The 13,214-nt window shown below is 70.6% G+C and carries 15 protein-coding genes; 13 read left to right on the top strand and 2 right to left on the bottom strand.

Going from position 1 to position 13,214, the window contains the following annotated elements; genetic code table 11:
• The first annotated feature begins 63 nt into the window (after positions 1–63).
• From EF387_RS10315 to EF387_RS10260, 13 genes are all read left to right on the top strand, one after another.
• A complete protein-coding gene (locus EF387_RS10315; RefSeq protein ID WP_128376218.1) occupies positions 64–1,836 on the top strand; it encodes an enoyl-CoA hydratase-related protein in 1,773 nt (590 codons plus the stop codon).
• A gap of 91 nt (positions 1,837–1,927) precedes the next feature.
• A complete protein-coding gene (locus tag EF387_RS10310; RefSeq protein WP_128376217.1) occupies positions 1,928–2,989 on the top strand; it encodes an NADH-quinone oxidoreductase subunit B family protein in 1,062 nt (353 codons plus the stop codon).
• 34 nt (positions 2,990–3,023) lie between these two features.
• Positions 3,024–4,814 carry a nickel-dependent hydrogenase large subunit gene (locus EF387_RS10305; RefSeq protein ID WP_128376216.1) on the top strand — a complete coding sequence of 597 codons (1,791 nt, stop codon included), beginning with the start codon at positions 3,024–3,026 and terminating at the stop codon, positions 4,812–4,814.
• 11 nt (positions 4,815–4,825) lie between these two features.
• Complete coding sequence (locus EF387_RS10300; RefSeq protein WP_128376215.1) at positions 4,826–5,356, top strand: nitrogen fixation protein NifU; 531 nt, start codon at positions 4,826–4,828, stop codon at positions 5,354–5,356.
• On the top strand, positions 5,353–6,015 hold the full coding sequence (locus EF387_RS10295) for a DUF5947 family protein (RefSeq protein WP_128376214.1): 663 nt from the start codon (positions 5,353–5,355) through the stop codon (positions 6,013–6,015). The genes EF387_RS10300 and EF387_RS10295 overlap by 4 nt, the downstream gene beginning before the upstream one ends.
• Positions 6,000–6,206 (top strand): hypothetical protein, encoded by a 207-nt coding sequence (locus tag EF387_RS10290; RefSeq protein WP_128376213.1) that lies wholly within the window; start codon positions 6,000–6,002, stop codon positions 6,204–6,206. Before EF387_RS10295 ends, EF387_RS10290 begins: the two co-directional genes overlap by 16 nt.
• A complete protein-coding gene (locus tag EF387_RS10285) occupies positions 6,203–6,901 on the top strand; it encodes a DUF6084 family protein (protein WP_128376212.1) in 699 nt (232 codons plus the stop codon). The genes EF387_RS10290 and EF387_RS10285 overlap by 4 nt, the downstream gene beginning before the upstream one ends.
• The gene (locus tag EF387_RS10280) at positions 6,898–7,902 is read left to right on the top strand and encodes a hypothetical protein (RefSeq protein WP_128376211.1); all 1,005 of its coding nucleotides are present in this window, start codon (positions 6,898–6,900) and stop codon (positions 7,900–7,902) included. The genes EF387_RS10285 and EF387_RS10280 overlap by 4 nt, the downstream gene beginning before the upstream one ends.
• Entirely contained in the window at positions 7,899–8,693 is a 795-nt protein-coding gene (locus EF387_RS10275; RefSeq protein ID WP_238431430.1) for a hydrogenase maturation protease, read from the top strand. The genes EF387_RS10280 and EF387_RS10275 overlap by 4 nt, the downstream gene beginning before the upstream one ends.
• 7 nt (positions 8,694–8,700) lie before the next feature.
• On the top strand, positions 8,701–8,832 hold the full coding sequence (locus EF387_RS49410; RefSeq protein ID WP_274388930.1) for a hypothetical protein: 132 nt from the start codon (positions 8,701–8,703) through the stop codon (positions 8,830–8,832).
• 219 nt (positions 8,833–9,051) lie between these two features.
• Complete coding sequence (locus tag EF387_RS10270) at positions 9,052–9,537, top strand: Lrp/AsnC family transcriptional regulator (RefSeq protein ID WP_128376572.1); 486 nt, start codon at positions 9,052–9,054, stop codon at positions 9,535–9,537.
• Positions 9,538–10,009: 472 nt separating this feature from the next.
• Positions 10,010–10,384: a hypothetical protein gene (locus EF387_RS10265; protein WP_128376210.1), complete on the top strand. Its 375-nt coding sequence runs from the start codon at positions 10,010–10,012 to the stop codon at positions 10,382–10,384.
• Between the two features lie 204 nt (positions 10,385–10,588).
• Complete coding sequence (locus EF387_RS10260) at positions 10,589–10,990, top strand: ArsR/SmtB family transcription factor (protein ID WP_128376209.1); 402 nt, start codon at positions 10,589–10,591, stop codon at positions 10,988–10,990.
• On the opposite strand, the gene EF387_RS10255 is transcribed toward EF387_RS10260, so the two are convergent.
• Positions 10,978–12,336, bottom strand: a complete 1,359-nt coding sequence (locus EF387_RS10255) for a 6-phospho-beta-glucosidase (protein WP_128376208.1) — start codon at positions 12,334–12,336, stop codon at positions 10,978–10,980. The genes EF387_RS10260 and EF387_RS10255 overlap by 13 nt on opposite strands.
• Positions 12,333–13,085 (bottom strand): DeoR/GlpR family DNA-binding transcription regulator, encoded by a 753-nt coding sequence (locus EF387_RS10250; RefSeq protein ID WP_128376207.1) that lies wholly within the window; start codon positions 13,083–13,085, stop codon positions 12,333–12,335. Before EF387_RS10250 ends, EF387_RS10255 begins: the two co-directional genes overlap by 4 nt.
• Positions 13,086–13,214: the final 129 nt, after the last annotated feature.

Below are 13,214 nucleotides of genomic sequence, written 5' to 3'. Positions count from 1 at the left end.
CACCGGCTGCGGGGGCGCGCCTCGCGCCGCGCGGACGAACGGCCGGGGAGCATCGCCGCCGTGATGCGGATCCTTCTTCTGTCCAGCGCCTTCAACAGCCTCACCCAGCGGGTCTTCGTCGAACTGCGCGACCGCGGCCACACGGTCGCGGTGGAACTGGCGCTGGGCGACGACGACAGGCTCACGGCGGCGGTGCGCGGGCACTCGCCGGAGCTGGTGATCGCGCCGATGCTGACGACTGCCGTGCCGGAGGCGGTCTGGTCGGCGTACACCTGTCTCATCGTCCATCCGGGGCCGCCCGGCGACCGGGGCCCGTCGTCCCTGGACCGGGCAGTGCAGGACGGCGTGACGCGTTGGGGTGTGACGGTTCTGCAGGCGGTGGCCGAGATGGACGCCGGGCCGGTGTGGGCGTCGGCGGAGTTCGCGGTACCGCCGGACGCCGGCAAGAGCGACCTGTACCGGGGCGAGCTCTCGGACGCGGCGCTGCGGGCGGTACATCTGGCCGTGGACCGCATCGCGTCGGGCTCGTACACGCCGCGCACGCCGCCCGAGCACACCTGGCGGCCGTATCTGCGCCAGGAGGAGCGCCGGATCGACTGGCTCGGCGACCCCACGGACACGGTGCTGCGCAAACTGCGCGCCGCCGACTCCCAGCCCGGTGTACTGGACGCCTTCCTGGGCCGCGAGTGGTACCTCCACGGCGGCCACCCCGCGCCGGGGTTCACCGGCCCGCCCGGCGAGATCGTGGCCACGAGCGACGGAGCGATCTGCCGTGCCACGAGGGACGGCGCGGTGTGGATCCCGGAGTTGCGGCCGCGCCGGACACCGGGCGGCCCGGCGACGTTCAAGCTGCCGGCGACGCTGGCTCTGGGCGGTGACTCGGCGACATTCAAGCTGCCGGCGACGCCGGCCCTGGGCGGTGACTCGGCGCCCCTTCAGGGGCGCGGGACTGTGACAGGTGGGGCTCCGCCGCGTGGGCAGGACCAGCCCGCAACGGCCGGCGGTGGAGAGCCGGCGTGCGGGAGCTATTCCCAGGTCACCTACGACGAACACGGAACGGTCGGCTTCGTTAGGTTCCGCTTTCCCGGCGGAGCCATGAGCACGGACCAGTGCCGACGCCTCCTCGCCGTCTTCCGCGAGGCCAGGACACGACCGGTGGACGTGATCGTCCTCGGCGGGGAAAGAGACTTCTTCTCCAACGGCATCCACCTGGGCGTCATCGAGGCGGCAGCGGACCCCGCCGCGGAGTCGCTGGCCAACATCGAGGCCGTCGACGACTTGGTGGAGGCGATCCTGACCACCACAGACCGTCTGGTGGTGGCGGCGTTGCCCGGTAACGCGGCGGCGGGCGGCGCGATGCTGGCGCTCGCGGCGGACGAGGTGTGGTGCCGCTCCGGTGCCGTCGTCAATCCGCACTACCGGCTGATGGGTCTGTACGGCTCGGAGTACTGGACGTACACGCTGCCGCGCCGGGTGGGCCCCGTGGCGGCCGCGCGGTTGACCGGGGACGCGCTGCCGCTCAGCGCCACGGCCGCCCGGTCGCTGGGGCTGGTCGACCGGGTGGTGGAGTGCGCGCCCGGGGTGTTCGCGGAGCAGGTCGCCCGGATGGCCGACCGGCTGGCGCGCTCCACGTCCCTGCCCGCCCGGCTGGGCGCGAAGAAGGCGGGGCGGGAGCGCGACGAGGCCGCTCGGCCGCTCGGCGCCTACCGGGCGGCGGAACTGCACCGCATGCGGGCCGTCTTCGACGATCCGGCCGCCCCGTATCACGCGCTGCGCTCCGCGTTCGTCCGCAAGCGGCGGCCGGAGGGGACGCCGGCGCACCTCCGAACGGGGTGACCGGCCCACCTCAGAGCGGAGTGTCCGAATGGTGAGTGAATGTCCTATATGTCAGCCTGCTCCGGGGGACGCCGCCAGGAAGGAACGCGCCATGAGCACCGACACGAAGGCCCCCACAGACGCAGCCGTGGAGGAGGTCCACATCCTCTGGACCTCCGAGGGCATGAGCTGCGACGGCGACACCATCTCCGTCACCGCCGCCTCCCTGCCCAGCCTGGAGGACGTGGTTCTCGGTGCCATTCCGGGGCTGCCCAAAGTGGTGCTGCACAACAAGGTGCTCTCCTACGAGAGCGGTGACGATTTCACCCGCGCCTTCCACCAGGCCGCCGACGGCGAACTCGGCCACCCGTACGTCCTCGTCGTCGAGGGCTCGATCCCCAACGAGCGCATCAACGGCGACGGTTACTGGACCTCGATGGGCAACGACCCCCGCACGGGCGAGCCCATCACCCTCAACACCTGGATCGACCGGCTCGCCCCCGGCGCGTTCGCCGTCGTCGCGGTCGGCACCTGCGCCACCTACGGCGGCATCCACGCCATGGCGGGCAACCCCACCGGCTGCATGGGCCTCGCCGACTACCTCGGCTGGGACTTCCGTTCGGCCGGCGGGCTGCCGATCGTCAATGTGCCCGGCTGCCCGGTACAGCCCGACAACTTCATGGAGACGGTGACCTGGCTGCTGTACCAGGCGGCCGGCTCTGCCCCGCCCATCCCGCTCGACGAACAGCTGCGCCCCACCTGGCTGTTCGGCAAGACCGTGCACGAGGGCTGCGACCGCGCCGCCTACTACGAGCAGGGCGACTTCGCCAAGGACTACAACTCGCCCAAGTGTCAGGTGAAGATCGGCTGTTGGGGCCCGGTCGTCAACTGCAACGTCACCAAGCGGGGTTGGATGGACGGCATCGGCGGCTGCCCCAACGTCGGCGGTGTCTGCATCGGCTGCACCATGCCCGGCTTCCCCGACAAGTTCATGCCCTTCATGGACGAACCCCCGGGCGGCAGCGTCTCGTCGGGCCTCCTCTCCACCACCTACGGCCCGCTGGTGCGCACCCTGCGCGCCTTCACCAACCGCTCCGTCAACCGCGAGCCCAAGTGGCGCCACAACCGCACCGAGCTGACCTCCGGCTTCGCGCCGCGCTGGCCCGGCAAGTGACCCCCGTACCCCCCGCACGAGAGGAAGCCGTCCAGTGACGACGAGGCAAGTCGCCCCCGCGGAGCAACGCACCCTGACGGACGTCGCGTTCGACCCGATCACCAGGATCGTCGGCAACCTGGGCATCTACACGAAGATCGACTTCAATGCCCGCGAGGTCGTGGAGTGCAAGAGCACCTCGTCGATCTTCCGTGGCTACAGCGTCTTCATGAAGGGCAAGGACCCGCGCGACTCGCACTTCATCACCAGCCGGATCTGCGGCATCTGCGGCGACAACCACGCCACGTGTTCGGTGTACGCGCAGAACATGGCGTACGGGGTGAAGCCGCCGCCGCTCGCCGACTGGATCATCAACCTCGGCGAGGCCGCCGAGTACATGTTCGACCACACGATCTTCCAGGACAACATGGTCTTCGTCGACTACTGCGAGCGCATGGTCAAGGAGACCAACCCGGGTGTGTGGGAGCGGGCGGAGCGCACCCCGGCGCCACGCGGCGACCAGCACGGTCACCGCACCATCGGCGACATCATGCGCTCGTACAACCCCTTCGAAGGGGCCACGTACAAAGAGGCGCTGGTGATGAGCCGCCTCACCCGCGAGATGATCTGCCTGATGGAGGGCCGCCATGTGCACCCCTCCACGCTCTATCCGGGCGGTGTCGGCACGGTCGCCACTCCGCAGCTGTTCACCGACTACCTGGTGCGCCTCACCCGCACGACGGACTTCATCAAGCGCGCGGTCGCCATGAACGACGACGTCTTCGACTTCTTCTACGAGGCCCTGCCGGGTTACGAGGAGGTCGGCCGCCGTCGCACCATGCTCGGCTGCTGGGGCGCCTTCCAGGACCCCGAGATCGTCGACTACAACTACAAGAACATGAACGAGTGGGGCAACCGCATGTTCGTCACCCCGGGCATCGTGGTCGACAACCAACTCGTCACCACGGACCTGGTCGACATCAACCTCGGTATGCGCATCCTGCTCGGCAGTTCCTACTACGAGGACTGGACCGGCGAGGAGACCTTCGTCGACAAGGACCCGCTCGGCAACCCGGTCGACAAGCGCCACCCGTGGAACCAGACCACGCTGCCCGCCCCGCAGAAGCGGGACCTGGACGGCGGCAACTACAGCTGGGTGATGAGCCCCCGCTGGTTCGACAAGCGCACCAACGACTTCCTCGCCCTGGACACCGGCGGCGGCCCCATCGCCCGCCTCTGGGCGACCGCCCTCGCCGGCAAGGTCGACACCCCCTACGTCCGCTCCACCGGGCGCAGTGTGCGGATCGACCTGCCGAAGACCCCGTCGACGCCCGAGACCCATCTGGAGTGGACGCCCCCGGCCTTCCCCAACACCATCGAGCGCAACCGGGCCCGCATGTACTTCGTCGCCTACGCCGCGGCCATGGCCTTCCACTTCGTCGACCAGGCCCTGAACGAGGTCCGCTCCGGGGTCACCAAGACCTTCCAGGACTTCAAGGTGCCCAAGGAGGCCATCGGCGTCGGCTTCCACGAGGCGGTGCGCGGGGTGCTCAGCCACCACCTCGTCATCCGCGACGGCAAGATCGCCAACTACCATCCGTACCCGCCCACCCCGTGGAACGCGAGCCCCCGCGACTTCTACGGCACCCCCGGCCCCTACGAGGACGCGGTGCAGGGCTGTCCGATCTTCGAGGAGAACGGGCCGGAGAACTTCAAGGGCATCGACATCATGCGCACGGTCCGCAGCTTCGACCCGTGTCTGCCGTGCGGGGTGCACATGTATCTCGGCGGCGGCCGGACCCTCACGCAGTCCCACTCGCCCACCTTCGGCGCACTCGCCGGCTAGGCGGTCCGGCGATGCCCTTCGAACCCTGGGACGACACACATGCCCGCCGTCAGGTGGCGCTGGCCGAGGAGCGGCTGTCCTCTCTGGACACCCTGCCGGACGGCGTCGCCGCGGCGCGGGCCGCGGAGACCGTCGAGACACTCGTCGGACTGTACGGCGAGTGCCTGGGCCGGATCTCCGCCCAACTGGCCGACGAACCCGAGCTGTTGGGGCGGCTGGCCGCGGACGAACTGGTCGGCCATCTGCTGCTGGTGCACGATCTGCACCCCGAGCCGGTCGAGACCCGGGTCCGGCGGGCACTCGCCGAACTGCCCGGTCCCCCCGAACTGCTGGAGCTGACGGGTACGACCCTGCGGCTGCGGATCAAGGGCGGCTGCGGCTCGGCGGGGACCGAGCAGACGGTGCGGGAGGCGGTGGCCGCGCGGGCGCCGGAGATCGAGGACGTGACCGTGGAGAGCGGCCCGCAGAAGGGGGCCCTGATCCCCGTCGATTCGCTGTTCCGCGGCCGTACGCCCGCGGGCAGTGGAGGTATGGCCGGATGAGCGGCCTCAGACGCGTGGCCCGGCAGGCCGCCGCCCGGGACGGGGGTCCGGGCGGCGGGGAGGAGCGGTGCGACCTGTGCTCCGAACCGCTGCCGCCCGGATACCCGCACCGCCATCTGCTCCAGCCCGCGACCGGCACCGTCAACTGCGCCTGCCGGGCCTGTTCGGTGCTGTTCGACCACGGCGCCACCGCGGCGAGCGGCTTCCGGCTGCTGCCGCAGGAGCGGTGGCGCCTCGCCGGCTGTCACATCGACGACACGGTGTGGGCGGGCCTCGGCATCCCCGTCGCCCTCGCCTTCTTCACCCGTTCGGCGCAGAACGGGGAGATCACCGCCGCGTACCCGAGCCCCCTGGGCGCCCTGCGCGCCACCGTCCGCCCGGACGACTGGCGAGAGGTCGAGGAGTGCCACCCGGACCTGCCGGGTCGGGTCAGCGACGTGCTGGCCCTGCTGGTGAACCGGGCGAACGGGGCGCGCGAGCACTGGCTCGTCCCGCTCGACGACTGCTACCGCCTGGTCGCCGTCGTGCGCGCACACTGGAAGGGCCTGGGCGGCGGCCCCGAGGTGTGGCGGCGGGTCGAGGACTTCTTCCGTGACCTCAGCGAACCGACCGAACCCACCCCCTTCACCCCCGAGGAGGCGACATGGGCATCACCGTAGGCAGGCCCGACGTCGAGCCGGACAGGCCCGCGCACGTGGCGGGCGTACGGCGCGGCAACCACAAGGGCTTCATCAAGCGCCAGCCGGGCCACCGGCGCAACGACCGCTCCACGGCCCGCCGCTCCACCGGCATCAACGCCCGGCACCGCAACCCGGTCGACCGGGACATGCCGAACCTGTCCCCCGCATGACGGCGACCCCCGCGCTGACCGCTCCGGTGACGCCGGACCTGACGTTCACCGTCACCGGAGCGGAGGAGCAGCGCTTCGCCGCGTTGCCCACCCTCCGCTTCGGCCTGGAGATCGCCAGGACAGGCGGCACCCCCGTCAGCTCCATCAGCCTGACCGCGGTCGTCCGTATCGACGTCACCCGCCGCCGGTACGCCCCGGAGGCCCGCGAGGCGCTCGCCGAGTTGTTCGGGGCGCCGGAGCAGTGGGCGACCGGGATGCGGCCGCTCACCTGGGCGCGGACGACAGTCCAGGTTCCGGCCTTCGACGAGCGCACCACGGTGGGGATCCCCGTCGACTGCTCGTACGACACCGAACTGGCCGTGGTGAAGTACCTGCGGGCCGTCGGCGACGGCGAGGTGCCGCTGGACTTCCTGTTCAGCGGAACCGTCTTCCACCCGGGGCCGGGCGGGCGCGGACTCGTCGCCGCGCGGGTCTCCTGGACGGACGGCGACGCACGGTACGCGCTGCCCGCCGCGCTGTGGCACGACCTCACCGACCGCTACCACGCGGGCAGCCCCTGGCTGCGGCTGTCCCGCGAGACCTACGACCGGCTCGACGCCTACCGCGCCCGGCACGTCCTGGGCAGTCCGGACGACGCCGTGCGCGCCCTGCTCGACGGCGCCGCCCTCCACCACTCGGGGACCTCCTGCACATGACCCGCTCCGACCTCTGTGACATCGAGAAGATCACCCGGACCTGCCTGTACGAGGGCTATCTGCTGTGGCCCTACCGCAGGTCCGCCCTGAAGAACGCCAAGCGGTGGACCTTCGGCGGTGTCTTCCCGGCCAGCTGCGCCGGGGCACTCGGCGAACCCGACACGATGACCACCCAGGTGCTGTACGAGGGGTCCACCGCGGACCTCACCGTGCGGGTGCGGTTCCTGCACGTCGTGGACCGTACGGTGACGCGGGACGGACAACCGGTCGACGAGCTGACGGTGGACGGCCGGCGGTACGTCAGCTGGCAGGAGGTGACCGAACGCGAGGTCGTCCTGACCGGCGGTCCGGGCAGCACCTGCGTCGACATTCCCGAGGGCACGGACACCGAACCGCTGACGGACGGCGCCGCCCTCGTACGCTCCTGGCGCCGCCTGACCGGCACGGTGGAGATGACCGCCGAACCGGTGGCGGACGGCGTGCGGCGGCTGACCGTGCGGATCGTGAACACCACCCCCGGCTGCCCCCTCCCCGACCCGGACACCCGGCACGCCCGGGAAGCCGCGGCCGTGTACGCCTTCGTGTCCACGAACACCGTGCTGAGCAGTGACGAGGGCCGTTTCGTCTCGCTCCTGGACCCGCCCGAGCCGTTGCGCGAGGCGGCGGCGGCCTGCCGCAACGAGGGAACCTGGCCGGTCCTGGTCGGCGAGGACACCGGCGACGGGCGGGCCCGCACCGTGCTGTCCTCGCCGGTCACCCTGTACGACTTCCCGCGGGTCGCCCCCGAGAGCCCCGGTGACCTCTTCGACGGGACGGAGATCGACCAGCTGCTGATCCTGAGCGTGCTCAGCCTGACCGAGGAGGAGCAGGCGGAGGCCCGGGCCAGCGATCCGCGTGCCCGGGAGATCCTGGACCGCTGCGCGGGGCTGGACCACGAAGAGCTGATGTCGCTGCACGGCACGATCCGTGAGTTCCGTGCGGTCCCCGGGGAGGGCCTGTGAACGGCGTGAGCGACGACGCGAGCGAGGTGAGCGACGTGCGGGGTGCGGCCTGCCGGCCCGGCACCCGCGTCCGGCTGCGGCCGTCCCGCCGGGCGGACATCATGGACCTGGCGCTGGACGGGCGTATCGCCGAAGTCGCCGCTGTGGAGGAGGACTTCGAGGGTCAGGTGCACATCGCGGTCGTCCTGGAGGGGGACCCGGGGCGCGACCTCGGGTCCGCAAGCCAGATCGGTCACCGGTTCTTCTTCGCGCCCGACGAACTCGAGCCGCTGGACGGCCCGGCGGCCGAGCCGCCGGGCCACCGTGTGCTGGTCGCCGGCGTCGGCAACATGTTCATGGCCGACGACGGTTTCGGCCCCGAGGCCGCCGCCGCACTCGCCCGACGGCCCCTGGCCGACGGTGTGCACGTCGCGGACTTCGGCATCCGGGGCATGGATCTGGCGTACCGCATGCACGACGGCTACGACACCGTCGTCCTGCTGGACGCCACCCCCCACGGCCAGCAGGCCGGCACACTCAGTGTGATCGAGCCGGACCTCGCCGCGCTGCCCGGCGACGGGGTGCCCGAGGCCCATGCCATGGACCCGGTCAAGGTCCTCGCCCTGGCGCGCCGGCTCGGCGAGGGGGAGCTGCCCCGTGTCCTCGTCGTCGGCTGCGAGCCCGAGGTCCGTATGAACGGCGACGAACCCGACGTCGTCGTCGGCCTCAGCGAGCCCGTCCGTGAGGCGGTGGAGCGCTCGGTGCCCTTCGTCGAGTCCTTGATCGCCGACATCCTCGCCGAGAGGAGGTGAAACCACCATGAGGAAAGGCATCCACATCCCCGCCGGCGTCGTCCGGATCACGGTCGCCGTCGTAGCCGTCGCCGTGACCATGATCGCCCTGGCCGAGGCGCCGGAGGCGCGGCGCTACCTCAAGCTGAAGAGCATGTGACGTCCATCGCCGACGTCCGGCACCCTGCGCCCCGCAGCCGCGCACTGAGTGGGGCTCCCGTCATGGAGGCGGGAGCCCCACGGGCGCTCAGTTTCTCTGGACACTTGACAGAAGAACGGTCACTAATGCGAAATGTCTGTTCAATGGCTCAGATAAAGCGGCGATGAACTGCCGAGACCGATTCAGCAGGAGAGCAAAGTGTCCGAGAACGCCCCGTCGATGGGCTCTATGTCCGGACGCACTGCCGTCCCCGTCCCCCTCGACGAGATCGACCGGCAGATCCTGCGGCGGCTGCTCGACGACGGCCGGATGTCGGTCCGCGCGCTCGCCGAGCAGGTGCACATCTCGCGTGCCAACGCCTACACGCGCATCGGCCGGCTGATGTCGGAGGAGGTCGTCACCGGTTTCACCGCACGGTTGAATCCGCAGCGGGCCGGGCTCGGCACCAGCGCGTACGTGACGGTCACCATCGAGCAGAACGCCTGGCGGAACATCTCGAAGGCGCTGCGTGAGATCCCGTACGTCGAGCACATAGCCCTCGTCGGGGGCGACTTCGACGTCCTGGTGCTGGTGCGTACGCCGGACAACGCGGCACTGCGCCAGGTCGTGCTGGAGAGCATCCAGGCGGTACCGGGTGTGCGCTCGACCCGCACCTGGCTGGTCTTCGACGAGGTGCGGGGGCCCGGCGCCGACTGGGCCGACTGATCAGCCCCACGACCGAGTCCCACGGGTGGTCCCAGTCCCGCCGGCCGGACCCACTCCCCCGGCCGGACCTACCCCCCATGCCGGACCTACTCGCCGGCCGGACCCATCGCCCCGGCCGGACTCACTCGCCGGCCGGACCCACACCCCCCGGGCTTCGGCCGACGGGTGTCGGAGGCATCCGGCGACAGACGGCCGGAGGACTCGGCGTGATGGGCAGGCCGTCCTGCGGGAGCCCCTGCGGGGCGGCTTTCGCGCGACGGACGGTCCGGTCCGTCCGGTCCATGGTCGACTCCGCGTGGTCACTCGACGCACCTGGACGGTCAGAAGATCTCCTGTCTTCCTGTCTTCCGGTGCTCCTTCTGTCAGTCCCGGAACAACTCGGCTGCCGACCGCGCCCAGTGCATATGGTCCGGGTCACCGGACGGGCCGCAGACACCCGTGCCGTCGCAGCAACCAGGAGGAGATACCGGGTATGGCAAGTATCGAGACCTCGCTCAAGGAGACCATGACATCGATCGAGGGAGCGCTGGGAGTCGCTCTCGTCGATTACACCAGCGGCATGGCGCTGGGCACCCTGGGGGGAAGCAAGGACCTCGACCTCAACGTCGCCGCCGCAGGCAACACCGACGTGATCCGCGCCAAGGCACGCACCATGGATCACCTGGGCCTCAAGGGCGACATCGTGGACATGCTGATCACCCTGGGAAATCAGTACCACCTCATCCGGCCGCTCAAGGGCCGTGGCGGCAACGGGCTGTTCCTCTACCTGGTCCTCGACCGGGCGAAGTCCAACCTGGCCATGGCCCGCCACCAACTCAAGTGCGTGGAAGCAGAGTTGGAAGTCTAGGCAGCCACGCCCTCCGCGCCTCCGCACGCCCACGACTTGAAGATTTCTTCAACTGGGAACATCCAGATCGGGGCATTCCCATGGGTGTGCGGGGCCGGAGCCGCGATGATCGGTTGCACAAAAACGCCCGCGGCGGCGCGCACACGGTCGCCGCGCCAGAAAGAACACAGCCCGTCGAGCGCGGCAGGGAGCGAGCGATTCACCATGCAGGTCCCCCTCTACCAGGCCAAGGCAGAGTTCTTCCGCATGCTCGGACACCCGGTGCGCATCAGGGTCCTGGAGCTGCTGCAGAACGGCCCGGTCCCGGTGCGGGACCTGCTCGACGACATCGAGATCGAACCCTCCAGCCTTTCCCAGCAGTTGGCAGTACTGCGCCGCTCCGGGATCGTGGTGTCCATCCGCGAGGGGTCCACCGTCAGCTACGCCCTGGCCGGCGGCGACGTCGCCGAACTGCTCCGCGCGGCACGCCGGATCCTGACCGAACTGCTGGTCGGGCAGAGCGAGTTGCTGGCCGAACTGCGCCAGGCTGACCATCGGCCGGCCCTCACTCCGGTTCCGACCGGTCGTGAAGGAGTCGTCCCGGCCCCAGGCCCTCAGCCCAGATAGGCCAGTTCGGGGAAGTGCCGCTGATAGGCGTCCAGCAGACGCCGGGCGACGGTGTAGGAGTCGATCAGCGGGTGGATGGTCAGCGCCCTGACCGCGTCGGCGCGGTCGCCCGTGGTTGCGGCGCGGATCACCGCACGCTCGACCGCCTTGACCGCGCACACCAGACCCGTGGCGTGATCGGGCAGCGGCGCTCCGGCGATGGGGTGGGCACCGTTGGCGTCCACGTGGCAGGGGACCTCGATGACTGCGGCGTCGTCGAGGGCGGGGATCCTGCCGCGGCCCCGCACATTCAGGATGAGCGTGGCGCGCTCGTCGAGGGCGATGGCCCGCATGAGGGCAAGGGCCACCTGCTCGTACCCGCCGGACTCCAGGTCGCAGGAGTCGCGTTCACCCATGCCGACGGCGTCCCGGTTCTCGGCCATGTAGGTGGTCTCGCGCTCCAGCCGGGTGGCGTCCCAGGCGTTCCAGGCGGCGCGGGGCGCGGACGGGCCGCCGTCCGCGGTGCCCATGGCGTCGTAGAAGCGCTGCTGCTGTGAGTGGAGGAAGGCGCCGCGGGTCTGCTCGGCGGCCCGTGCGGAGCCGACCGACTCGCGGTTGAAGTAGTAGTAGTGCAGGTATTCGTTGGGCAGTGCGCCGAGCGTGCGCAGCAGGTCGGCGCCGAAGAGCTTGCCCTCCTCGAAGGAGGTCAGCGCGACCTCGTCGGCGAGCAGTGACGGCAGCAGGTCCCGGCCGTCGGTGTACAGGCCGCACAGCCAGCCCAGGTGGTTCAGACCCACGTAGTCCAGGCGGGTGCGGGCCGGTTCGACGCCGAGCGCCCCGGCGACCCGGCGGCCGAGGCCCACCGGCGAGTCACAGATGCCGATCACGCGGTCGCCGAGGTGGGCGGTCATGGCCTCGGTGACCATGCCGGCGGGGTTGGTGAAGTTGATGACCCAGGCGTCGGGGGCGAGGGCGGCGACGCGGCGGGCGATCTCGAGCGCCACCGGGATGGTGCGCAGCCCGTAGGAGATGCCGCCCGCGCCGACGGTCTCCTGACCGAGGACTCCTTCTTCCAGGGCGATCCGCTCGTCCGCCGCCCGCCCGGCGAGACCTCCGACGCGGATGGCGGAGAACACGAAGTCGCATCCGGTGACCGCCTCGTCCAGGTCGGAGGTGACGGTGACGGCGGGCGGGTCGGGGTGCCCGGCGGCCTGGTCGGCGAGCACCTTGCGAATGGTGGTCAGCCGGGAGGCGTCCAGGTCGTAGAGGGTCACCTGGGTGACGCGGCCCTCGCTGCGGTCGCCCAGCAGCGCCCGGTAGACGAGCGGGACGCGGAAGCCGCCGCCGCCCAGGATCGTCAGTCTCATACCTCGACCACCTCCACTCCCGCCTCGCGGAGCGAGGTACAGGTCGCCTCGTCGGCCGGGGCGTTGGTCACCACGACGTCGAGGTCTTCCGGCCCGCACACCCGGGCCATGCCGGTGCCGGGGAACTTGGCCGCGTCCGCCAGCAGGACCACATGGTCGCTGGCGGCGATCATCGCCCGTTTGACGGGCACCTCCACGGCGGTGGTGTCCAGCACCTGGCCGTCTGTGCGGACGCCGCTGGTGCCGAGGAACAGCCGATCGGCGTGGACCTGCCGCAGGTTGTCCTCGGTGAGGAAGCCGACGAGTGACCGGTAGTCGCGCCGGACCACGCCGCCCAGCAGTATCAGCTGGACGTCCTTGTCGTCCTGGAGCTCCTCGTAGACCGCGAGATTGCTGGTGATCACCGTCAGCGAGCGGCCGTGCAGATGGCGTGCCACCCGGTGGGCCGTGGTGCCGATGTCGAGCAGCACCGTCTCGCCGTCCTTGACCATTTGTGCGCACCGGGCGGCCAGGGCGTCCTTGGCCTCCACCCGTACCGCCGCCACGTCCGCGAACGGATCGTCCTCGCCGAGGAGCGGGACGGCACCACCGTAGACGCGCTTGAGCAGTCCCTCCTCCTCCAGCTGCACGAGGTCGCGCCGGATCGTGGCCTGGCTCGCCCCGACCTTCTCGGCCAGGGACGTCACGCTGGTGGGACCGTCCGCGCGTAGAACGCGCAGGATCAGCTCATGTCTTCGGTCAGGGAGCATGCGGCTGACCATACTCGCCAAAGTCGAGCAAAGTCACGCATGAATGTCTCGATCTCTGCTTGACCCTTGTCAAACTCGCGCACCGGGTGCACTCTCTTGCGTAATTCGAGCCAGGCCCGGACCCCACTC

The organism is Streptomyces cavernae, from assembly GCF_004023625.1.
Taxonomy (GTDB): domain Bacteria; phylum Actinomycetota; class Actinomycetes; order Streptomycetales; family Streptomycetaceae; genus Streptomyces; species Streptomyces cavernae.
The sequence above is the reverse complement of the archived record's forward strand: the minus strand, read 5'-3'. Positions and strand labels throughout refer to the sequence as shown.

What these genes read in the sequence shown, in the direction of transcription:
- EF387_RS10315 (WP_128376218.1), top strand. Translation starts at nt 64, where the DNA reads ATGCGGATCCTTCTTCTGTCCAGCGCCTTCAACAGCCTCACCCAGCGG.
- EF387_RS10310 (WP_128376217.1), top strand. Translation starts at nt 1,928, where the DNA reads ATGAGCACCGACACGAAGGCCCCCACAGACGCAGCCGTGGAGGAGGTC.
- EF387_RS10300 (WP_128376215.1), top strand. Translation starts at nt 4,826, where the DNA reads ATGCCCTTCGAACCCTGGGACGACACACATGCCCGCCGTCAGGTGGCG.
- EF387_RS10295 (WP_128376214.1), top strand. Translation starts at nt 5,353, where the DNA reads ATGAGCGGCCTCAGACGCGTGGCCCGGCAGGCCGCCGCCCGGGACGGG.
- EF387_RS10290 (WP_128376213.1), top strand. Translation starts at nt 6,000, where the DNA reads ATGGGCATCACCGTAGGCAGGCCCGACGTCGAGCCGGACAGGCCCGCG.
- EF387_RS10285 (WP_128376212.1), top strand. Translation starts at nt 6,203, where the DNA reads ATGACGGCGACCCCCGCGCTGACCGCTCCGGTGACGCCGGACCTGACG.
- EF387_RS10280 (WP_128376211.1), top strand. Translation starts at nt 6,898, where the DNA reads ATGACCCGCTCCGACCTCTGTGACATCGAGAAGATCACCCGGACCTGC.
- EF387_RS49410 (WP_274388930.1), top strand. Translation starts at nt 8,701, where the DNA reads ATGAGGAAAGGCATCCACATCCCCGCCGGCGTCGTCCGGATCACGGTC.
- EF387_RS10270 (WP_128376572.1), top strand. Translation starts at nt 9,052, where the DNA reads ATGGGCTCTATGTCCGGACGCACTGCCGTCCCCGTCCCCCTCGACGAG.
- EF387_RS10265 (WP_128376210.1), top strand. Translation starts at nt 10,010, where the DNA reads ATGGCAAGTATCGAGACCTCGCTCAAGGAGACCATGACATCGATCGAG.
- EF387_RS10260 (WP_128376209.1), top strand. Translation starts at nt 10,589, where the DNA reads ATGCAGGTCCCCCTCTACCAGGCCAAGGCAGAGTTCTTCCGCATGCTC.
- EF387_RS10255 (WP_128376208.1), bottom strand. Translation starts at nt 12,336, where the DNA reads ATGAGACTGACGATCCTGGGCGGCGGCGGCTTCCGCGTCCCGCTCGTC.
- EF387_RS10250 (WP_128376207.1), bottom strand. Translation starts at nt 13,085, where the DNA reads ATGCTCCCTGACCGAAGACATGAGCTGATCCTGCGCGTTCTACGCGCG.